Raw genomic sequence first — 22,409 nt, 5'->3', positions numbered from 1 at the left:
GGTTGCCTCCTCGGGCGGGCGCATCCCGGCTCAGGCCGGAACGTCGATCGCGGCGGCGGCAGCGGCGCGATCGAGCACCTCGATCAGGCTCTGCCGGTCCCTCGGCCCGTCGTAGCGGACACCGTTGATGAAGAGGCACGGCGTGCCGTTCACGCCGGCACGCGCGCCGCCGACGAAATCCTGCTGGATGATGGCGTCGTACTGGCCCTGGAAGGCCGCCTGCAGCACCCGGCGTTCAATGCCGAGCTGCGCGCCATAGGACGTGAGGCTCGCCACATCGAGCGCGTCCTGGTGCTCGTAGAGCATGTCATGGGCGGCCCAGAACACCCCGGACGCGGCGGCGGCCTCGGCGAACTGAGCGGCGCGCAGGGCATGGGCGTGCATCTCGGTCAGCGGGAAATTGCGGAACACAAAGCGCAGCCGCGCGCCCATCGCCTCCTGCACGGCCTTGAGCACCGGATAGGCCTCGCCGCAATAGGGGCATTCGTAATCGCCGTACTCGATCAGGGTCACCGGCGCATCAGCCGGCCCGGCCACCTTGTCGGTGGCGCTCACGGGAGGAAGACGGCGCGTCATGCCTGCGCTCCATAAGTGTTCGAGGTGGGAGTGTTCGAGGTGGGGGTCTTTGGGATGGGAACGAGCGCGTCGAGCGCATCGAGAATGCCGTCCGCGCCGGGGTTCAGGCCGAGAGGCGAAAGGTAGCTCCAGCGGATGACACCCTCGGCATCGATCACGAACAGCGCCCGCTCGGCCACGCCATCCTGCGCGCGGTAGGCGCCATAGCGCCGGGCGATCTCGCCCTTGGGCTCGAAATCGGCGAGCAAAGGGAAATGCAGCTTGCGCGCCTCCGCGAAGGCCGCGTGGCACCACACGCCGTCCGTGGAGATCCCCACGAGCTGGGCGCCGGAGTGGTGAAACTCCGGCAGCATCTCGTTGTAGAGGCCCATCTGGTCACCGCACACCGGGCTCCAATCGGCCGGATAGAAGGCGAGGATGACGGGCGCGCCCCTCAGGTCGGAGAGGGACAGCTTCTGGTCGGGCGTCGCCGGCAGGGTGAAGTCGGGCGCGGCCTGGCCCGGCTGCAGCAAGGCATGTGTGGAAGCGTCGTGCGGATCGGCCATGTGCATGCCTCGTCCCTCTCTGCGTCGCAGGTGTCCAATGTCGGCTGCGAGAGTGTCGGGGGGACGGGCCGGGGGAAATCGGCCATTGGCGTGGCCTGCTCATACTTGGGTTTGGCGGGTGCCCCTTTAGTGCGTTTCGGAAAGATGAGGGCGCCGGGCCGCCGCATGGTGCGCCCCCAGAAAGGGTGCGGATGATGATAAAGCGCGTGTTGCTGCTAACCCTCGTTGCCGCCGTCTGCGGCGCGCTCGCCGCGCTGGCCTATGCCTGGCATGGGGAGATAGCGCCCATTTCGCCCCCGCCCGCCGCCGTTTTCGACCACGCGCACATCGAGCGGGGCGCGTCGCTCGCCCTAATCGGGGATTGCCGCACCTGCCACACCGCGCCGGGCGGGACGACCTTCGCCGGCGGGCTCGCCATGCCGACACCCTTCGGCACGATCTATTCCACCAACATCACCCCCGATCCGGAAACCGGCATCGGGCGCTGGCCGCTTGCGGCCTTCGTGCGGGCCATGCGCGAGGGCGTGGACCGCGAAGGACGGCACCTCTACCCGGCCTTTCCCTACGACCATTTCAGCCTGACCACCGACGCGGACCTCGCATCGCTCTACGCTTTCCTGATGACCCGCGCGCCGGTGGTCACCACGGCGCCGGCGAACCAGCTGCCCTTCCCCATCAACATCCGTCTCGTGCTCGCCGGCTGGAAGCTCCTGTTCTTCCATCCCGAGCCCTTCGTGAACTATCCCTCACGCGATGCCGCGTGGAACCGGGGGCGCTATCTGGTGGAGGGGCTCGCCCATTGCGGCGCCTGCCACACGCCGCGCAACCTCATGGGTGCGGAAATCCGCTCACGCGCCTTCGCCGGCGGCGAGGCCGAGGGCTGGACCGCCTATCCCCTGAGCGCGCAGTCGCCCGCCCGCGTGCCGTGGACGAAGGCAGCCCTCGCCCAGTATCTGCGCGAGGGCTGGCAGGCGGACCATGGCGTCGCGCTCGGCCCCATGGGGCCGGTGACGGAGAACCTCGCCGAGGCGCCCGCGCAGGATATCGAGGCGATGGCGGACTATCTCGTCTCGCTCGGCACGTCCGCCAGCAAGACTGCGACGCCGAAGGCGCCCGCGCTCGATGCCTCCGGCCAGCGTCCGCAATCGGCGGGTTGGCAGGCGGCCCCCATTGCCCTGCCCGCGGATGCGAGCGCGGGCCGTCGCGTCTTCGCCGCCGCCTGTGCCGCCTGCCACCAGGCGGGCCGGCCGCTGCCGCTCGGCGGCTTGGACCTCGCCCTCTCCACGGCCCTTGCGGCCGAGACGCCCCAGAACCTGCTCAACCTCATCCTGCGCGGGGTTCCGGCGGCGGACGGCGTGGCGGCGCCCGTCATGCCGCCCTTCGCCGCCATGGACGACACGGCGCTGACGGCGCTTCTCGATTACCTGCGCCGCGACATCGCCGGGCGGCCGGCCTGGCCGGACCTCGCCGCCGCCATCACAGCGGCCCGCCGCGCCGCCGCTCCCAAGACCACCGCGAACCCCGCGAAAGGCGCCCCATGACCACCCTCACCGTCAACGGCACGCGCCGCACCATCGCCGCCGCGCCGGACACGCCCCTGCTCTACGTGCTGCGCGGCGAACTCGAATTGAACGGCGCGAAATTCGGCTGCGGCCTCGGCCAGTGCGGCGCCTGCACGGTGCTGGTGGACGGGGAGCCCGTCTTCTCCTGCATCACGCCGGTGATGCTGCTGGACGGGCGGACAGTGCGCACCATCGAGGGGCTCGGCAGCGCCGATGCGCCGGGGCCGGTGCAGGCCGCCTTCATCGCCGAGCAGGCGGCGCAGTGCGGCTATTGCATCGCCGGCATGGTCATGCGCGCGCAGGCGCTGCTGGAGCGCGATGGCGATCCGGACGACGACGCCATCCTCGCCGCCCTCGAACCCAGCCTGTGCCGGTGTGGAACCCATGTGCGCATCGTCCGCGCCGTGAAGCGCGCCGCCCGCACCATGGCCGGCAAGACGACGGCTGGCAAGGTGGGAGCCGTGCGATGACAAAGCCGACGATACACGCCCTCTCCCGCCGCGCCGTGCTGCGCGGCACCGGCGCCCTCATCCTCGCCTTCAGCCTGTCGGGCCGGGCCTTCGCCCAGACCGAAACCGGGGCGAGCGCGACACCCCTGCGGGGCCTGCCCGGCAGCCTTGATGCCACGCCCCGGCTCGACGCCTGGATCCGCATCGCGCCGGACGGCAACGCCACCGTCTTCACCGGCAAGGCGGAGCTGGGACAGGGCATCCGCACCGCTCTGCTTCAGGTGGCGGCGGAAGAGCTGAAGCTGCCCCTCTCGCGGCTCGACCTCATCACCGCCGACACCGGCCGCACCCCCAACGAGGGCTACACCGCCGCCAGCCATTCCGTGCAGGATTCCGGCACCGCCATCCGCAATGCGGCGGCGCAGGTGCGCGAGATCCTCATCGGCGAGGCCGCGCGCCGGGCTGGCGTCGCCCGCGCGGACCTGACCGCCCGCGATGGCTTCATCACGGGCCCCGCCGGCCTCAGCCTCGGCTATGGCGAGCTGGTTTCCGACACCTTGCTGCACGTGGATGCCGCGCCCACCTCGATCCTCACCAATCCGCGCGATTTCACGGTGATGGATCGCCCCGTGCCCCGCGTCGACATTCCGGCGAAGGTCACGGGCGGGGCGGCCTATGTGCAGGACATGCGCCTGCCCGGCATGGTCCACGGCCGCATCGTGCGCCCGCCGAGCTACGGCGCCCGGCTGGTCGCGCTCGACGCGGGGTCGGTGGAGGCCATGCCCGGCGTGCTCAAGGTGGTGCGCGACGGCGCCTTCCTCGGAGTGATCGCCGAGCAGGAATGGACGGCGATCCAGGCCATGCGCCGGCTCGCCACCCTCGCCCGCTGGGAGGAGACGGCGCAGCTTCCCGACGAGGCGCGCCTGCCCGAGGCGCTGATGGCCCTGCGCACGCAGGACACCACCATTCTCGAGGTGGGGCAGCCGGATGCGCCGTCCTTCACCCTCGATACCCTGTTCAGCCGCCCCTATCTCGCCCATGGCTCCATCGGCCCCTCCTGCGCCATCGCTTATCTGGAGGGCGACGCCATGACGGAGTGGACCCACACCCAGGGCGTCTATCCCCTGCGCGATGCCCTCGCCGGTCTCCTCGCCATGCCCCGGGAGAAGGTGCGCTGCATCCATGCGGAGGGGGCCGGCTGCTATGGCCAGAACGGGGCGGACGATGCCGGCGCCGACGCGGCGATGCTCGCCCGCGCCCTCCCCGGCCGTCCGGTGCGCGTGCAGTGGATGCGCGAGCAGGAGCATGCCTGGGAGCCGTTCGGGCCGGGCATGGTGGCCCGCGTGCGCGCGGCGCTGGGGCCGGACGGCGGGATCTCCGCATGGCAGCACGACGTGTGGAGCCAATCGCACATGATGCGCCCAGGCCCGCCCGGCACCCTCCTCGCCGCGCGCGACAAGGCCGAGCCGTTCCCCCCGGCGCCGCCGGTGGACCTGCCCATGCCTGAAGGCGGCGGCGACCGCAACGCCGTGCCGCTCTACGTGCTGCCGAACGCGCGGGCGGTGAACCACTTCCTGCCTGACATGCCCCTGCGCGGCTCCTCCATGCGCTCGCTGGGCGGCTACCTCAACGTCTTCGCCATCGAGAACACCATGGACGAGCTCGCCCGCCGGGCGGGGCAGGACCCGGTGGACTTCCGCCTGCGCCATCTTCAGGACGAGCGGGCGAAGGCGGTCATCACCACCGCCGCCGAGCGCTTCGGCTGGAAAAATCGCCCGAAGCCCTCCGCCGGGGGCGGCTACGGCTTCGCCTTCGCGCGCTACAAGAACCTTGAGGCCTATTGCGCCATCGCCCTGGAGATCGCCATCGATGCGGACACCGGCCGCCTCCTCATCACGCGCGTGGTGGCGGCGGTGGATACCGGGCAGGTGGTGAATCCGGACGGGGTGCGCAACCAGATCGAGGGCGGCATCGTGCAGGCGACGAGCTGGACGCTGTTCGAAGGCGTGCGCTTCGATCGTCGGCGCATCACCTCGGTGGATTGGACGGCCTATCCCATCCTGCGCTTCTCCCGCATGCCCCGCGACGTGGAGGTCCACATCGTCCCCCGGCCGGGCCTGCCCTTCCTTGGCGCGGGGGAGGCGGCGCAAGGGCCCACGGGCGCTGCGCTGGGCAACGCCATCCGCGACGCCAGCGGCCGGCGCCTCGCCACCCTGCCTCTCGATGCAAGCCGCATCCGCCATGCCATGATGGATCCACCGCCGCTCCGCTGACCGGAGCCCGATCCCGCGCCGGGCGCGGCATCGGCACACCCACAGGAGACAGCCATGAAGATCGATCTCTCGGGCAAGACCTCCCTCGTCACCGGGTCGAGCGAAGGCATCGGCTTCGCCATCGCCAAGGGGCTTTCGCAGGCCGGCGCGAGCGTCGTCGTCAACGGGCGCTCGGAGGCGAAGGTGGCCGAGGCCGTGGCGCGCATCGGCGGCACGGCGCGCGGGCAGGCCATCGACCTCGGCACGGCGGAAGGCGCCGCCGCGCTGGTGGCCGCCGAGCCGGCGTTCGATATCGTCGTGAACAATCTCGGCATCTTCCAGCCGTCCGACTTCTTCCAGACCGACGACGCGGTGTGGGACCGGCACTGGGCCATCAACGTCATGTCCGGCGTTCGCCTCGCCCGCGCCTACCTGCCGGGCATGGCAGAGCGCGGCTGGGGGCGCATGCTGTTCCTCGGCTCGGAATCCGCCTTCAACATCCCGGCGGACATGATCCACTACGGCGTCAGCAAGACGGCCGACGTCTCCCTCGCCCGGGGCCTTGCCAAGCGCATGGCGGGCACGGGCGTGACCGTGAATTCCATCCTGCCCGGCCCCACCCTCTCGGAAGGCGTCGCGGCCATGCTGAAGGACGCGGTGGCGGCCGGGAAGACGCTGGAGGAGGCCGGCGCCGACTTCGTCAAGGCCCACCGGCCGAGTTCCATCATCCAGCGGCCGGCGAGCGTGGAGGAGGTCGCCAACATGGCGGTCTACATCGCCTCGCCGCTCTCTTCCGCCACCACCGGCGCCGCCCTGCGGGTCGATGGCGGCGTCATCGATTTCATCGTCTAGCGTCCACCCGGAGAGACTGGCCATGCCCCCTCGCATTCTCATCGTCGGCGGCTCCATCGGCGGGCTGTTCGCCGCCGTGCTGCTGCACCGTGCCGGTTTCGACGTGCGCGTGACGGAACGCTCGGTGCATGGGCTGGAGGGGCGGGGCGCCGGCCTCGTCGCCCAGCGCGAGGTGTTCGACATCCTGCGCGAGGTGGGCGTCGAGCACCTTGCCCACGTGGGGGTGACGGCCCACGAGCGCATCTATTTCGACCAGGCCGGGGCCATCATTCATCGCCAGCGCACGCCCCAGACCCAGCTCTCCTGGGACGTGCTGTTCCGCACCTTCCGCCACCTGCTGCCTGATGATCGCTACCACATCGACCGGCAGGCCGTTTCCGTGGCGCAGGAACGGAGCGGCGCCCGCGTAACCTATGCGGACGGCACCGAGGAGCGAGCGGATCTCGTCATCGGCGCCGACGGCGTGGGCTCGGCGCTGCGCAGCGCGGTTGCGGGCCCAAAGTCCCGGCCCACTTATGTGGGCTACGCCACCTGGCGCGGCCTTGTCCCTGAGGCCGAGGTGCCGGCGGTGGCCGCGGGACAGCTCCTCGACCGCTTCGCCTTCTACGAGATGCCCGGTTCGCACATTCTCGGCTATCTCGTGCCCGGCCCGGACGGCTCCACCACCGCCGGTCGGCGCCGCTACAACTGGGTCTGGTACCGGCGCTACACGCCGGACGAACTCGATGGCGTCCTCACCGATGTGGACGGCGTGCGCCGCGCCTTCTCCCTCGCGCCCGGCCGCGTGCGCCCCGATGTTGCCGCCGCGATGAAATCCGATGCCGCGCGGCTGCTGCCCTCGGCCTTCGCCGCGGTGGTGGCGGCAGAGTCGCGCCCCTTCCTGCATGCCATCTTCGACTACGCACCCCCGCAGATGGTTTCCGGCCGCGTCGCGCTCATGGGCGATGCGGCGTTCGTCGCCCGGCCGCACACCGCCATGGGCGTGGCGAAGGCGGCGGGCGATGCCTTCGCACTCCGCGATGCGCTCACCCACACCCCGGACATGGACGCCGCCCTCGCCGCCTATGCCGCCGAACGCGCGCCGGTGGGGGCGGCGATCGTCGCCTACGGCCAGAGCCTCGGCGGTTCGCTCGGCTAGCCCGGCACTATAGTTAAACCAAGGTAGGACCTCACTACCTAGTGTATAATTGGCCGTTGCCCCGCAGGATCTATGCTCACCAGAGCCACGATGGGTTCAGCAAGGCACGGCATCCATGAGTTCCACTGCACAAGGCACTCTCGACAGTCGCCCGGAGACAAATTCCGGGGCCCTGCGCGCGCGTCTTCGCTCCTTGGGTCCTCGCGCCTTGTTCGGCGTCCGGCTTGCGGCGTCGGTTTGTCTGGCGCTCTACATCACCTATGCGCTCGAGCTTCAGAATTCCTTCTGGGCGGCGACGACGGCGGCCATCGTCTGCCAGCCGAACCTCGGCGCATCCCTGCAGAAGGGGCGATGGCGGATCATCGGAACGGTGGCGGGCGCGCTGGCCATGGTGACGGTGCTCGGGCTCTTCGCCCAGAGCCGATACACCCTCGCCTTCTGCCTCGCCGCGTGGTGCGGCCTGTGCGGCGTCGCCGTCGTGGTGCTCCGGAACTTCGCATCCTACGCCGCGGCACTGGCCGGCTTTACCGCAGCCGTTATCTTCGCCGACACCATCACCGATCCGACGTCGGCCTTCTTTTTCTCCATCGTCCGTGTCAGCGAAATCTGCATTGGCATCGGATCGACCCTCTTCGTCATCCTCCTCACCGACTTCGGCGCCGCGCGCAGGACCTTCGCCGGCCTTCTGGAAGATATGGCCCTCCAATTGGTCCGCGGCTTCCGTTCGACGCTCTCCGCGACCCAAGACGCGCGCGAGGAACGCTTCAGCCCCAGGGACGTCCTGCGGAAGCTGAGCCTGTTTCAGGCCGCAGCCGATGCGGCCATGGCGGATTCCCCGTATCTGCGCTCGCGCAGCGGGCATCTGCGCGATGCCGGGGCACGTCTCATGGAGGCGGCGCTCGGCTGGCAGAGGATTGCCCTGGAGCAGGAGGCTTCCGGCCAACCGGGTGAGGACGTTCGCAAATGTCTGGACACCCTGCTCTCCCGCCTCGACCCGGCCGATCTGGGCCGAGACCCGGAGCGGCTCCGCAGCGCCTGCGCGCGAGCTTTGCAGACCCTTGAGGCGCTTCCGCGCGATGACGCCCGCGCCTCAATTCTAGCCGACGCGACCCGCGACCTCCTCCTTTGCCTGCGCGAAACAGCCGGAAGTATCGCCTTGCTCATGGGTGCGAGAGCGGAACGTCGGGCTGCACCGTGGACCATCGTCGTCGGCGATCCGCTTCTGCCCCTGCTGAGCGGCTTCCGTGTCTTCTCGGCGGTCGCCGCGGCGGCAGCCTTCACCATCGCCACCGAATGGCCGAACGGCCCCCTCGCCATTGCCTTCGTTGCCATCGCCGCCCTGATCTTCGCTCCGGCGGGCGATCAGGCCCGCGCGCTCGTCACCGATTTCACCATCGGCTCCATCCTCGTGACGGTGATCGGTTGCGGGCTCTATTTCGGCGTCATGCCGTCCATCTCCACCTTCCCGCAGCTCGCTGTGGTGCTGGCGCTCGTCCTGGTGCCGATCGGCCTGATGCAGGCGGGCAGCTGGCACACGCCGCTTTTCCTGGCGATGTCCATCAATCTCCTGCCTCTGCTCGGGGTCGGAAACCCGATTTCCTATGACGCGTCCACTTTCTTCAACATCGCGCTGACGATCATCCTGGGCAACATCATCGGAACGCTGTTCTTCATCATCATCCCAGGACTGTCGCCCGACGTGCGGACGCGGCGTCTTCTCGCCCTCTCGGTCCGCGACCTGCGACGGCTCGCGGCGCGGTCACAGGCCCGGGACGGGGCGCGCTGGACGGCGGTGATGACACGCCGTGTCGAGGACCTGCCACCGCAAGCGACGGACGCGCAGGCGAGTTCCCTCATGACGCTCTTCATCCTCGGCCGCGCCCTGATCCTCCTGCGCGAAGCATCGGCGAACGAGGTGGAGCGCCGGCGGATTTCGGACGCCAGTGCCGCGCTTGCGGAGGGACGGGTCGCGCTCGCGCGCATCGCCTTCGGCGACATGGAGCGCGTGCTCTCGGAGCGGCCGGCCGCCCAGCCCTCCGAGACGCCGGCAGGCCAGCCGTCGTTCGTGCAGATCAAGATCATCACGGACGCACTCGATGCCTGTTCAGATCTCCTGAAGGCGACGGACGGTCAGCGCGCACACATCGGCTAGATCAGGAAAGACGAGATCCACCCATGTTCTCGGAACTCAATCTCCTCGGCGTCCTGTTCTCGCCCTTCGCGGCGATGATGCTGGCGGCATGGCTGATGACCATCCCGCTCATCATGCTCGGCAACCGCACCGGCCTGTCGCGCGTGGTGTGGCACCCGGCCCTGTTCAACCTCGCGATCTACGTGATCGTGCTGTCCCTCACCGTCCTGATCATAGGAGCAGGTTCATGACCGCCATCGACATCCCCGCCGAAAAGGGGACCTCCGTTTCGCGTCGCGTGATGGGCGTGCTCCTAACCCTCGCCGTCGTCGGCGTCGCCGGCATCCTCGGATCGCGCATGTGGGAGACCTACATGACCACGCCCTGGACCCGCGACGGCACCGTGCGGGCCTATGTGGTCACCGTCGCGCCGCAGATTTCGGGGCGAATCGTCGAGCTTTCCGTGAAGGCCGACCAGTTCGTCCACAAGGGCGACCTCCTGATGGTGATCGAGCCGTCCGACTACCAGATCGCGCTTGCCAACGCCGAGGCCGCCGTGGCCCGCGCCAAGGCCGACCTCGAGAACAAGAAGGCAGAGGCGGAACGGCGGACGAAGCTGAGCGCCATCGCCGCATCGGACGAAGAAAAGCAGAGCTTCGCGGCCTCGGCGGACATGGCGGTGGCGGCCTATCAGCAGGCCCTCGCCGATCGCGATCAGGCGAAGCTCAACCTCAGCCGCACGCGCATCGTTTCCCCGGTGAACGGCTATGTCACGAACCTCCTCACCCAGGTGGGCGACTACGGCACCAGCGGCCAGCGCGCGCTCTCCGTGGTGGACAGCGACAGTTTCTGGGTGGACGGCTATTTCGAGGAAACCGTCCTTGCCGGCATCCACGTTGGCGACAGGGCGAAGGTCGCGCTGATGGCCTATCCCACGCCGCTCACCGGCCTCGTCACCGGCATCGGCCGGGGGATCGCCATCCCCAATGTGGCGCCGGATGTCTCCGGCCTCGCCTCGGTCAACCCCGTCTTCACCTGGGTCCGCCTCGCCCAGCGCGTGCCGGTGCGCATCGCGCTGGATCCCGTGCCGCCCTCGGTCACCCTGTCCGCCGGCCTCACCGCGACGGTGTCGATCTCCGGAAAGTAACGCCCGACCCGAGCCGACTGACGGCCCGCCCCGAAACGGGGCGGGCCGTATGCGTTCGCGCCCCTCAGCGCCCTGCCCCGCCTTCATCCTGCGCAAAGACTGTCCCGCGCCATACCAAGGTATGCGCCGGACATATGTGAAGCCCATTTATTCGGGCTGTTCCTGCGGCAATCATACCCTCGTCTTCCGGTTACTTTCACGTCCGGCGACTTGTGCAGTCGAGACGAGCCCCCTCGCTTGACGGCCTCACCCCCCTCATTGCTGCGGGAGCCGCCCATGGGCATCGCGAAAACCATTCGTCCCTATCACGAGCCCGCGGGCGGTTGGGGCGCCCTGAAGGCCATGGGCAGCGCGCTGGTGGAGCAGCACGTCGCCGTGTCCGGCATGGCCACCCTGTCGCGCATGAACCAGCCCGGCGGCTTCGATTGTCCCGGCTGCGGATGGGCGGACCCCAAGCACACCTCGCCTTTCGAATATTGCGAGAACGGCGGCAAGGCGGTGGCCTGGGAGGCGACGACGAAGCGCTGCACGCCCGAATTCTTCGCCGCCCACACCGTGACGGAGCTTGCCGCCCTCGGCGATTACGAGCTGGAGATGGAGGGCCGCCTCACCCATCCCATGCGCTACGACGCGGGGAGCGACCGCTACCTGCCGGTGAGCTGGGAGGAGGCCTTCGCTCTCGTCGGGCGGCATCTCAATGCCCTGCCCGACCCCAACATGGTGGATTTCTACACCTCGGGCCGCGCCTCCAACGAGGCGGCCTTCCTCTATCAGCTGTTCGCCCGCGAATACGGCACCAACAACTTTCCCGACTGCTCCAACATGTGCCACGAGGCCACCAGCGTCGGGCTTCCCCAGTCCATCGGCGTCGGCAAGGGCACCGTGCTGCTGGAGGATTTCGCGCGCGCCGACTGCATCTTCATCTTCGGCCAGAACCCGGGCACCAACTCGCCGCGCATGATGAGCGACCTGCGCAATGCATCGCGCCGGGGCGCCACCATCATGTCGTTCAACCCGTTCCGCGAGCGGGCGCTGGAGCGCTTCCAGGCGCCGCAGAACCCTGTGGAGATGGCGACGCTGACCTCCACGCCCATCTCCTCGCGCATCTTCCAGGTGCGGGTCGGCGGCGACGTGGCCCTCATCAAGGGCATGATGAAGCATCTCGTCGCGGCGGATGAAGCGGCCCGCGCGCGCAATGCGGCCCCGGTGCTCGACTGGGACTTCATCCGCGGCCACACCGCCGGCATCGACGCCCTCATCGCCGACCTCGCGACGACCTCCTGGGAGGACATCGAGCGCAAGAGCGGCATCGCCCGGGCCGACATCGAGACGGCCGCCGAGGCCTACATGCAGGCGGAGCGGGCGATCCTCGTCTACGGCATGGGAATCACCCAGCACCGCCACGGCACGAAGAACGTGCAGCAGATCGCCAATCTCGCGCTGCTGCGCGGGAATGTGGGGCGTGAGGGCGCCGGCATCTGCCCGGTGCGCGGCCATTCCAACGTGCAGGGCGACCGCACGGTCGGCATCACCGAAGTGCCGTCCGATGCGCTGCTCGATGCCATCGAGGCGCGCTTCGGCTTCGCCCCGCCGCGTGCCTTCGGCCACAACGTGGTCACCGCGCTGGAGGCCATGCTGCGCGGCGAGACGAAGGTGTTCATCGGCCTCGGCGGCAATTTCGCCGCCGCCATTCCGGACTGGCAGCAGACCCAGGACGCCATGCGCCGGCTGGACCTCACCGTCCACATCGCCACCAAGCTCAACCGCAGCCACCTGGTCCACGGACGAGACGCGCTGATCCTGCCCTGTCTCGGCCGGACCGAGATCGACATGCAGGCGAGCGGGCCGCAATCGGTCACGGTGGAGGATTCCATGTCCATGGTCCACGCCTCCACCGGCCACAATCCGCCGGCCTCCGCGCATCTGAAGAGCGAGTCGGCGATCATCGCCGGCATGGCACGGGCGACCCTCGGCAGCCGGTCCACGGTGAACTGGGAGGCGCTGACGGCGGATTACGCGCGGATCCGCGAGGACATCGAAGCGGTGTTCCCCATCTTCCAGGGCTACAACGCCCGCATCCAGGAGCCGGGCGGGTTCCACCTCACCTCCACCGCCCGCGAGCGCATCTGGGCGACCGCCTCGGGCAAGGCGAACTTCATCGTCTGCGAGGGGCTGTGCGAGGACCCCGGCGTCAGCGGCCATCCGCTCTGGCTCACCACCGTGCGCAGCCACGACCAGTACAACACCACGCTCTATTCCCTCTCCGACCGCTATCGCGGCGTCCATGGCGCGCGCGACGTGATCTTCCTCGGCGAGAAGGAGATGGAAAAGCGCGGGCTGAAGCCGGACGACCGGGTCGACATCGTGACCCTCTCCACCGACGGCATCGAGCGCGCGGTGCGCGGCTTCCGCGTGGTGCTCCATCCGTTCCCGGAGGCGAGCTGCGCGGCCTACTACCCGGAGACCAACCCCCTCGTGCCGCTCTACGCGCACGACCCGCAGAGCTTCACCCCGGCCTCCAAGGGCGTGCCCGTGCGCCTCGTGAAATCCGCCCCCGCCACCGGAGCGAAATGACCATGGACGCCCTCGCGCTGTCGCGCCTGCAATTCGCCTTCACCGTCGGCTTCCACATCCTGTGGCCGACACTCACCATCGGCACCGCCTGGTTCGTCACCCTGCTCAGCTTCCTGTGGTGGCGGACGGGCAAGACGGTCTACCGCGACCTCATGCGCTTCTGGATGCGCCTGTTCGCCCTGGTCTTCGGCATGGGGGTCGTGAGCGGGATCGTGCTGAGCTACGAGATCGGCACCAACTGGGCCGGTTTCTCCCGCTCCGTCGCCAACGTGCTCGGCCCGCTCCTCGCCTACGAGACCATGACCGCCTTCTTCCTGGAGGCCGGCTTCATCGGGATCATGCTGTTCGGCGAAGCCCGCGTGTCGAAGGCGACGCATTTCTTCGCCTGCCTGATGGTGGCGGGCGGCGCGCTCATCAGCACCACCTGGATCATCGCTTCCAACAGCTGGATGCAGACCCCGGCGGGAGCCGTCGCGGATGCCAGCGGCATCTATCATGTGGTGGACTGGTGGCAGGTGATCTTCACCGCCTCCTTCCCCTATCGCCTCGCCCACATGGTGTGCGCGAGCTTCCTCACCTGCGCCTTCGTGATCGCCGGCGTCTCCGCCTTCCACATGTGGCGCGGCCAGCACGTCGCCGCCTCGCGCACCGCCTTCTCCATGGCGCTGTGGCTGGCGCTGGTGCTCGCCCCGCTCCAGATCTTCATCGGCGACCTGCACGGCCGCAATACGCTCGTCCACCAGCCGACCAAGCTCGCGGCCATGGAAGGCCTGTGGGACACCACCCGCGGCCCGGCTATGACGGTCATCGCCTGGCCGGACATGGCGGCGCAGAAGAACCTCTATGCGGTGGAAATCCCCCACCTCGCCAGCCTCTATCTCACCCACAGCTGGAACGGCGAGGTCGAGGGCCTGAAGGCGGTGCCGCCCGCCGACCAGCCCAACGTGCCCATCGTCTTCTTCGCCTTCCGCATCATGGCCGGCATCGGCATGCTGCTGCTGGTGACGGCGGTGACGGGGCTGGTGCTGCGGATGCGCGGTCGGCTCTACGACACCCGCTGGTTTCAATACCTCGCCATGGCCACCCCCCCCCTCGGCCTCGTCGCGGTGCTCGCCGGATGGACGGTGACGGAGGCCGGCCGGCAGCCCTGGATCATCTACGGCGTGCTGCGCACCGCCGATGCCGTCGCGCCGGTGACGGCCGGCGCGGTGACCACCAGCCTCATCATCTTCTTCGCCGTCTACAATTTACTGCTGCTCGCCTTCCTCTGGTTCGCCGGACGGGTGGCGTTCAACGGCCCGACCGACACCACGCCCCAGGTCGCCGAGCGTCCCGGAATGGAGCGCGCCAGCGTCGGCCTCCTCACCGGCTCCCCCACCTCCCCGTCGCCCGCTTACGGCGCCGGACAAGCGAAGGCCTGACCATGACCGAGCTGATGCAGGCGGACCATGTGCCGCTCCTCTTCGCCGCCGCCGCCCTCTTCTGCGTCACGGTCTACGTGCTCGCCGACGGGCTGGACCTCGGCGTCGGCATCCTCTTCCTCGCCGCCCCGCGCGACGCGGACCGCGATGTGATGATGGCCTCCATCGAACCCGTCTGGGACGGCAACGAGACGTGGCTGGTGATGGGCGGCACGCTGCTGTTCGCCGCCTTCCCCGCCGGCTACTACATCCTCCTGCCGGCCTTCTATCTGCCCATCATGTTCATGCTGTTCGCCCTCATCTTCCGGGGCGTCGCCTTCGGCTTCCGCCTGCAGGCGACGCGGTTCCGGCCGGTGTGGGATGCCGCCTTCTTCGCCGGCTCCCTCCTCGCCACCTTTTGCCAGGGCCTCATCCTCGGCGGGCTGATCGACGGCGTGCCGGTGGAGAACGGCATGTTCGCCGGCGGCGCCTTCAGCTTCCTCAGCGTGCTCGGCGTCATGTGCGGCATCGGCCTCGTGGGCGGATACGCGCTCATCGGCGCCGGCTGGCTGATCTGGAAGGCGCAGGGACCGACCCAGGTGTTCGGCCGGGAGATCGCCCGCGCGGCGCTGATCCTGACCAGCGCGATGATGCTGCTGGTGAGCCTGTGGAGCGCCTGGAGCGTGCCCGAGGTGGCGGCCCGCTGGTTCGCTCTTCCCAACCTCCTGTGGCTCGCGCCCGTCCCCCTCCTCACCCTTGCGGTGATCGTGGGGATCTGGTGGGCCATCTGGAATGGCCGAGAGGCGCAGACGTTCGTCCTGTCCCTCGTGCTGTTCGCCCTCGGCCTGTTCGGCCTCGTGGTGAGCATGTGGCCCTATGTGGTGCCGCGTCAGGTCACGGTGTGGGACGGGCTGTCGGATCCCCGATCCCTCGCCTTCCTCGGGGTGGGCGTCATGGTCATCATTCCGGTGGTGCTGACCTATCAGGCCCACGCCTACTGGATCTTCCGGGGGAAGGTGCAGCACGAAGCGGGGCACGGCGGCTACGGCTGACGACCCCCGCCCGGTTCGCGATCGCTCGTCCCGAAGCCACATGGCACGGGGCGAGCGATTGCCGTTTTTGTTCCGGGCGACGCCCGTGATCTCTTGCCCTGAGGACGCGAGGCAGAAGCACCGCCGCCGTCATCGTCTTCCCAAAATCGTGCAAAGCGACCGGCATATTCGACAAGAGACCGCTCCCGAACACCGGCAAAATGGCAACGATTTTCCGGGACGCATCGGATGCGAGGATCGATGACCATGAGCCAGGCGCCTGCTCGTCGCCGCGGCGGCAATGTGAGACTGGCTTCGCGGCAGCGTGTCCGCTCGCTTTCGACTAGCCCGCAGGCGCGGGGCGCGCGGGCGATGCCCGACATGTGATCGCCGCGCCCCTCGCCGCCACGCCGATGCCGACGGTAGACACCTTGACGCGGGCGACCATCCCGGAATATTTGATCGAACGATAAATAGTCGGTTTTTCGCGTCCCTCCGGCGCGTCGACCGCCAGCCGCGAGCGCCAACGGCGTGCTGGACGCACTTGCAATAACGCAATACACATAATCTACAACATCGATCTTGTGCACATATATGCAATGAACGGATGAAAGATCGCCAGTGGACAGCGTGCGAGACATCGACGGCAACAGCCTTCCGCTCCGCAGCGGGATGGATGCCGCATCCTTCGACCGCCTCGCGCTGACGTCCGAGGGCGCCGTTGACGGCATCGAATCCTGTCTCGCCCAGGACGAGCTGACGGGCGAGCGCTGGCGGGTGAAATCCGCTTTGCGCGGCAGTCCGGCGGCGGCGATTCTCGATCGCGAGGCGGCCCTGGCGCAAGGGCTCCCCATCGACCTCGCCGACCCGCCCCATCGGCTGGAGCATCGCAACCGGGTGATCCTCCTCTACCCGGATCGCCCCACGTCGACCCTCGGCGACCTCACCCCCGGCACGCTCGCCCCAGAAGCGCTCCTCGATCTCGGCACGGCCATCGCCGCCGCGCTCTCCCGGCTGCACGCGCTCGGCACCATCCATGGCGGCCTCAGGCCGCCGAGCGTGCTTCTGGAAGAGCGGGGACGGGTCCGCTTCCGCCATCTCGTCGGCCCCATCGGCACCGGCGCCCCGCAAGCGGCCGAGTTCATGGCGGCCGACGCCATCGCCTACGCCGCGCCGGAGCAGGCGCGGCTTCATCGGCCGGCCAGCGACGCGCGCAGCGACCTCTATTCGCTGGGCGTCCTGCTCTATGCGCTGCTCGTCGGGCGACTGCCGCTCCAGGCCACCAGCATGGCGGAGTGGCTGCACGCCCATGTGGCGGTCGAACCCGTGCGGCCCGGCGCTGTACGCGGCGACGTCCCGCCTATGCTCGACGCCATTCTCATGAAGCTCATCGATAAGGATCCGGAGCAGCGCTACCAGAGCGCCGAAGCGCTCCAGATCGACCTGCGCCTCGCCCGCACCGCGCTGGCGGCCGGCGACGGCGCGGCGACCTTCGCTCTCGGCCGCGGCGAGTTCGCCCGAAAGGGGATCGAGGCGCGCGGGCTGTTCGGCCGGGCGCTGGAGCTGTCGCAGCTCGTGGAGGCCTTCGGGCGCGTGTCCCACACGGGCCGGAGCGAGCTGATCCTGCTGCGCGGCGAAGCGGGCGCGGGCAAATCCGCCCTCGTCGAGCAATTGTCGAAGGCCTGGCTGCCGGCGGAGGCCCAGTTCGCGGCCGGCAAGAGCGTCCTGCTGCAGGAGGGCATGCCCTACGCCCCCTTCGCCCAGGCACTGCGCACCCTTGTGATGCGGGCGCTAGGCGAGAGCGCGGACGTGCTGGACGGCATCCGCGAGCGCCTTGCCGCGCAGTTGTCGGGCTACAGCAGCCTGCTGATCGACCTTGTGCCAGAGGCCGAATTCATTCTCTCGGACGGTGGCGCGCTGCCCGAGGTCGCCGCGAGCATGGCGCAGGCGCGCGTGGTTCGGATCATGCTCCAGACCCTCAAGGCCTTCGCGACGCCATCCCGGCCCCTCGTCCTGTTCCTCGACGACCTGCAATGGATGGATGCGGCGAGCCTCGGTGCCCTTCAGGCGCTGTGGCGCGAAGCGCCGCCGCATGTGCTGCTCATCGGCAGCTATCGCGAGGAAGAGGTCGCCCGCCATCCCGAGCTGGTCAGCCTGCTGGCAGAGGCGCGCACCGGCTTGCTGCCGACCACGGAGATCCGCGTCGGCCCGCTCTCGAGCACGGAGACCCTCGAATTCGTCGCGAGCGCGCTGAACGGCGCACCGGCCGAACTCGGCGAGCTCGCGGACAGCATCCATCGCAAGACCGGGGGCAATGCCTTCTTTGTCCGTCAGCTCCTGCAGAAGCTTTTCGATGACAGGGTGATCGCCTTCGATCCGGAGGCGCAACGCTGGCGCTGGGATCCGCTGCGCTTCGGCGCGTACAATTCGGTTTCGGACTTCATGCTGCAGCGGCTCGATGCGCTACCGCCGAGCCAGCGCGGCGTCCTGCAGCGGCTCGCGAGCGTCGGCGGGCGGGTTTCAGGCGAGACCTTTGCGCACCTCGTCGGCCAGTCCGAGGCCGAAGCGGAGCTCGTCGCGGTCGGCCTCGTGGAAGCCGGCCTGCTCCTTCGGCGGGATGCGGACTACGTGATCGCCCATGACCGCGTTCTCGAAGCCGCCTACGCCTCCATTCCCGAGCCGGACCGCCCGGCCGAGCATCTGGCCATCGCCCGGCGCATGATCGCAGTCGAGCGCGACGGCGACGCCGACTGGGCCTTCGCCATGGCCGCGCAGATCGAGCGCGCAGATCGCACCACACTGGATGAGGCGGAGCGCCTGAGCTTCGTGAGGGCCTTGCGCACCGCGGCCCGCCGCGCCCGCAATTCCGGCGCCGTTCACGTGGCTGCCGGCCATATCGAGATGGCCCGCAGCCTCATGCCCGACGTCTGGCAGGTGAGCCATCGCGCCTTGTTCGCGGAGGTGAAATGGCTCCATTGCGAAATCCTCATCGCCCTCGGGCGTATCGATGAGGCCCTACCGGCCATCGAACGATCGCTCGCCATCGCCGCCACCCCGGTGGAGCAGGCCGACCTCTACCGCCTGAAGGCCATCGCGCGGACCATCCGGTCGGACTACGAAGGTGCGATCGACGAGGCTCTGGCGGGGCTAGCCCTCCTCGGTGTCGAACTCGAGCGGTTCGTGACGGACGAACAGCTCGCGCAGGCCTATCAGGCGTGCAGCGCCCGCCTCAACGCCCTCGACGTGTCCCACCTGCGCGACCTGCCGGAAATCACCGATCCCGCCATGCGGTCGGCGCTCGCCCTGCTCTCTGCCCTGAGCGCGGCCTTCTTCGTGCGCGGCGGCCTGCGCGTGCTGCATCTCATCAAGATCGTCGAACTCACCCTCGACCACGGCATGACGCCGGAGGCGGCCTACGGGTTTGCGTGGTTCGGCGTGTTCTGCGCGGATCTCTACGGCGCCTACGAGGATGGCGAGACCTACGCCATGATGGCGCAGGATATCGTCCAGCGGGACGGCTACGAGGCCCAGCAGACGGCGGTTCTGCTGGCCCTCGACCAGGTGGGCGCGTGGACGCGGCCGCTGCGCTTCGCCCTCGATCGTGCGCGCGAAGCCGCGCAGATCGGCCTGACGGCGGGCGATCTCGGCTGGGCCTGCTATGCCCGCAACCACATCGCGTCCAACATGCTCATGCTGGGCGCGCCCCTCTCCGCCGTCAGGGACGACATCGATGAAGGATTGGCGTGGACGCGCCAGTTCAAGTATCGCGACATCGAGCTCATCCTGGCGGCGCAGTTCAGCTTCGTGGATACGCTCGCATCCGGCGATTACGACGGCGCACAGGGCGTTCCGGAAGCGGAAATCACCTCGTTGGCGACCCTCTTCTGGGTCCGCCATTACGCAGGCATGACCGCCTTCCTGTTCGGCGATTTCGAGCGCGCCGTCCTCCAGCTGGAACAGGCGGCGGCGCTGAGCTGGGCGGCGCCGGCGCATATCGACACCGCCTCATGCGCGCTCTTCCTCGCCCTCGCGCTGGCCCGCACCAGCGCAGGCGCGCCCGCCCGGAAGGTGGCGCTGGGGAGGATCGACGAACTGCGGCGACGCTTTGCCGATCGCGCACGGCTCAACCCGTCCACCTTCGAGTGCAAGCACCTGCTTCTGGAAGCCGAGGCAGCGCGGCTGTCCGGCATCCCTGCGGACGCGCAGCGCCTGTACGAGCAGGCCGCGGACGCGGCGGCGGCCAGCGGTTTCGTCCATGAGCAGGCGCTGGCTTACGAGCTGGCGGCGTATTGCTGCCGGGAGGCCGGGCTCGGCATTCCCACCTCCGGATACGTCCAGGCGGCGATCAGCCACTATCGCCACTGGGGCGCAGAGGGGAAGGCGGACCAGCTGCTGCGCAGCTTCCCCCTTCTGCTCGACGGCGGCGCCGGCGCGCGCCCCCACCGGGCCGGCGACGGGGCGACCGACGCAACGGGCATTTCGGCGGGACAGGGCGGCCTCAACCTTGAGGTGATGACCAAGGCCGCGCAGACGCTGGCCGAGACTGTCGGGCTCGATCAGGTCATCCGCACGTTGATGCGAGAGATGATCGTCCATGCCGGCGCCCAATACGGCCTCCTGATCCTCATGCGCGGCGGCGACCCGGTGATCGAGGCCTCGGCGCGCGTGGAGAACCAGCAGGTGGAAGTGGACGTCCACTCCGCCGTTCCCACCGCACGGGACCTGCCGCTGGCCATGCTCAACACGGTCATGCGCACGCGCAGGACGGCGGTCTTCGCCGATGCCGCCAGCGAGGAGCCGGGCCTGCGCGCCGCCGGCCATGGCGGCACGCCCGCGCGCTCGCTCCTGTTCATGCCGCTGATCAAGCGCGGCACGCTCGTCGGCATTCTCTACCTCGAGAACAACCTCGCGGCGGACGTCTTCACGCCGAACCGCACGGCACTGCTGGAACTGCTGGCGACGCAGGCGGCCATCTCGCTGGATGCCGCCCGCCTCTACAACGACCTCGTGGACGAGAACACGCGGCGGGCGAGCGCGGAATTTGACCTCAGGGAGACGCGGGCGGAACTCGGTCGCGCGTCCCGCATGATGGCCATGGGCAATTATGCCGCCTCCATCGCGCACGAGATCAACCAGCCCCTGACCAGCATCGTCGCGAGTGCCGATGCGGCCATGCGCTGGCTGCGGCGCGCGGAGCCGGACGTGGATGAAGCCTTGCAGGGCGTCGAGCAGATCCGGGCCTCGGGCATGCGCGCGGCGGGCATCGTCAAGTCCCTGCGCGCGCTCGCCAAGCGCACTTCCCCCGTGCTGGAGCCGATCCGCCTCGAAGATCTCACCGAGGACGTGATGCGGCTGGTGGTCAAGGATCTCCAGTCGAACGGTGTCGAGCTGGTCGACCTGCTGGCGGTGGACCGGCGCCACGTGGAGGCCGATCCTGTCCAGTTGCAGCAGGTCGTCTTCAACCTCATCACCAACGCCATTCACGCCATGGAAGCGGTCGATCCCGGCCGGCGGCGCCTGACCATCGAGACATCTCGGGACGCGGGCATGGTTCGCCTGAGCATCGCCGACACCGGTTGCGGCATGAGCGAGGATGTCCTCTCCCGCATCTTCGAACCCTTCTTCACCACCAAGCACGCCGGCATGGGCATCGGGCTGTCCATCTGCCGCTCGATCATCGAGGCGCACGGCGGGGTGCTCCGGGCGCGCTCGACCGTGGGAGAGGGAAGCGTCTTCTATTTCAGCCTGAAGACGCTGGATGACGCCGCCCGGACGGAACAAGATGCGCAAGCCTGAGTGGAGGCGCGGATCGTGCCTTAACGAACGCTGGGCTTTCGCGTCGTAGGAATGTCGGGCCTGCCCCGTCCCCGCCATTCCACCGGCCTGCCCCGCGTCAGTCGTCCGTGACCTCGCCGGAATCGGGAAGGGTGGCTTGGAGCCGTTCCGCCGCTTCCTTCAGGTTGGGCACCAGGGCCCTGGCCTTCTCCAGCGAGAAGCGCGGCAAGGGGCCGTGGCAGGCTACCGCGGCCACCACCGTGCCGCGTCGGTCCTTCACCGGCACGGCGATGGCGACGAGCCCTTCCAGAAACTCCTGATCGTCCGTGCTGTAGCCATTCTTCGCGATGCGCTCCAGCTCGGCGTCCAGTTCCTCGACGGTGGTGATGGTGTTGGGCGTCTGCGCCTTCAGGTGCAGCGTCTCCAGAATGCGCCGGCGCTGGACGGGGCGCATGGCGGAGAGGAAGAGCTTGCCGGAGGCCGTGCAATGCATCGGCACCCGTGAGCCCACCTCCAGATGCAGGCGCAGCGGCCAGGCTGCTTCCACGCGGTCGAGATAGATCGCCTCGGAGCCCACGCGAGTGACGAAATTGCAGGTCTCGCCCGCCACGTCCACCAGCGCCTCCAGGATGCCGCGCCGCTCGGTGCTCACCGAATTGCGCAGCATGTCGAACCCCATGCGCAGGAAGCGCGGACCCACCGCGAAGCGCCGTCCATCCGGCTCGCGCAGCAGATAGGATTCGGCCTCCAGCTTCTGGCACAGGCGATGGACGGTGGGCTTGGGTAAAGAGAGCCGCACGCAGAGCTCGGGCACGCCGAGGGGCGTTTCGGACCGAGCAATCTCGCCCAGCAGATCGAGCGCCCGCAGCATGGCCGAGGCGTTGTCCCGCTCCTCGGGCTTCTCCGGCTTCTCCACGCTCTCCAGCTGCTGCTTTGCCTTGGCCATCTGAATCGCCAGCCTCTCGCTACGTGCAGCC

At 69.0% G+C, this 22,409-nt stretch carries 15 protein-coding genes; 12 read left to right on the top strand and 3 right to left on the bottom strand.

Annotation, left to right across the window (positions count from 1 at the left end):
• Nucleotides 1-30: 30 nt before the first annotated feature.
• Both FHT36_RS21805 and FHT36_RS21800 read right to left on the bottom strand, forming a co-directional pair.
• The gene (locus tag FHT36_RS21805; RefSeq protein ID WP_169124549.1) at nucleotides 31-576 is read right to left on the bottom strand and encodes a DsbA family protein; all 546 of its coding nucleotides are present in this window, start codon (nucleotides 574-576) and stop codon (nucleotides 31-33) included.
• Complete coding sequence (locus tag FHT36_RS21800) at nucleotides 573-1,121, bottom strand: peroxiredoxin (RefSeq protein WP_210257913.1); 549 nt, start codon at nucleotides 1,119-1,121, stop codon at nucleotides 573-575. The genes FHT36_RS21805 and FHT36_RS21800 overlap by 4 nt, the downstream gene beginning before the upstream one ends.
• A 191-nt stretch (nucleotides 1,122-1,312) precedes the next feature.
• On the opposite strand from FHT36_RS21800, the gene FHT36_RS21795 reads away from it, so the two are divergent.
• The 12 genes from FHT36_RS21795 to FHT36_RS21740 all read left to right on the top strand — a co-directional run bounded on the left by FHT36_RS21795 (nucleotide 1,313) and on the right by FHT36_RS21740 (nucleotide 21,453).
• Entirely contained in the window at nucleotides 1,313-2,662 is a 1,350-nt protein-coding gene (locus FHT36_RS21795) for a cytochrome c (RefSeq protein ID WP_169124547.1), read from the top strand.
• Entirely contained in the window at nucleotides 2,659-3,153 is a 495-nt protein-coding gene (locus FHT36_RS21790; protein ID WP_169124546.1) for a (2Fe-2S)-binding protein, read from the top strand. Before FHT36_RS21795 ends, FHT36_RS21790 begins: the two co-directional genes overlap by 4 nt.
• Entirely contained in the window at nucleotides 3,150-5,405 is a 2,256-nt protein-coding gene (locus FHT36_RS21785) for a molybdopterin cofactor-binding domain-containing protein (protein WP_169124545.1), read from the top strand. Before FHT36_RS21790 ends, FHT36_RS21785 begins: the two co-directional genes overlap by 4 nt.
• A 54-nt stretch (nucleotides 5,406-5,459) precedes the next feature.
• The gene (locus FHT36_RS21780) at nucleotides 5,460-6,236 is read left to right on the top strand and encodes an SDR family NAD(P)-dependent oxidoreductase (protein ID WP_169124544.1); all 777 of its coding nucleotides are present in this window, start codon (nucleotides 5,460-5,462) and stop codon (nucleotides 6,234-6,236) included.
• Between the two features lie 22 nt (nucleotides 6,237-6,258).
• Nucleotides 6,259-7,374: an FAD binding domain-containing protein gene (locus tag FHT36_RS21775; RefSeq protein ID WP_169124543.1), complete on the top strand. Its 1,116-nt coding sequence runs from the start codon at nucleotides 6,259-6,261 to the stop codon at nucleotides 7,372-7,374.
• Nucleotides 7,375-7,423: 49 nt separating this feature from the next.
• Complete coding sequence (locus FHT36_RS21770) at nucleotides 7,424-9,526, top strand: FUSC family protein (protein WP_246702363.1); 2,103 nt, start codon at nucleotides 7,424-7,426, stop codon at nucleotides 9,524-9,526.
• Between the two features lie 23 nt (nucleotides 9,527-9,549).
• Nucleotides 9,550-9,756, top strand: a complete 207-nt coding sequence (locus FHT36_RS21765) for a DUF1656 domain-containing protein (RefSeq protein ID WP_169124542.1) — start codon at nucleotides 9,550-9,552, stop codon at nucleotides 9,754-9,756.
• On the top strand, nucleotides 9,753-10,652 hold the full coding sequence (locus FHT36_RS21760) for an HlyD family secretion protein (protein ID WP_169124541.1): 900 nt from the start codon (nucleotides 9,753-9,755) through the stop codon (nucleotides 10,650-10,652). The genes FHT36_RS21765 and FHT36_RS21760 overlap by 4 nt, the downstream gene beginning before the upstream one ends.
• 276 nt (nucleotides 10,653-10,928) lie before the next feature.
• Nucleotides 10,929-13,226 carry an FdhF/YdeP family oxidoreductase gene (locus tag FHT36_RS21755; RefSeq protein ID WP_169124540.1) on the top strand — a complete coding sequence of 766 codons (2,298 nt, stop codon included), beginning with the start codon at nucleotides 10,929-10,931 and terminating at the stop codon, nucleotides 13,224-13,226.
• Nucleotides 13,227-13,228: 2 nt separating this feature from the next.
• Nucleotides 13,229-14,647 carry a cytochrome ubiquinol oxidase subunit I gene (locus tag FHT36_RS21750; RefSeq protein WP_169124592.1) on the top strand — a complete coding sequence of 473 codons (1,419 nt, stop codon included), beginning with the start codon at nucleotides 13,229-13,231 and terminating at the stop codon, nucleotides 14,645-14,647.
• 2 nt (nucleotides 14,648-14,649) lie between these two features.
• Nucleotides 14,650-15,678, top strand: coding sequence for a cytochrome d ubiquinol oxidase subunit II (cydB, locus tag FHT36_RS21745; protein ID WP_169124539.1), 1,029 nt, complete (start codon nucleotides 14,650-14,652; stop codon nucleotides 15,676-15,678).
• A 600-nt stretch (nucleotides 15,679-16,278) separates the two neighbouring features.
• Nucleotides 16,279-21,453, top strand: a complete 5,175-nt coding sequence (locus FHT36_RS21740) for an AAA family ATPase (protein WP_348644544.1) — start codon at nucleotides 16,279-16,281, stop codon at nucleotides 21,451-21,453.
• Between the two features lie 97 nt (nucleotides 21,454-21,550).
• On the opposite strand, the gene FHT36_RS21735 is transcribed toward FHT36_RS21740, so the two are convergent.
• The gene (locus FHT36_RS21735) at nucleotides 21,551-22,378 is read right to left on the bottom strand and encodes an IclR family transcriptional regulator (RefSeq protein WP_169124538.1); all 828 of its coding nucleotides are present in this window, start codon (nucleotides 22,376-22,378) and stop codon (nucleotides 21,551-21,553) included.
• Between the last annotated feature and the right edge of the window lie 31 nt (nucleotides 22,379-22,409).

Source organism: Xanthobacter sp. SG618, from assembly GCF_012932745.1.
Taxonomy (GTDB): domain Bacteria; phylum Pseudomonadota; class Alphaproteobacteria; order Rhizobiales; family Xanthobacteraceae; genus Xanthobacter; species Xanthobacter flavus.
This window is presented reverse-complemented; position numbering and strand designations above follow the sequence as displayed.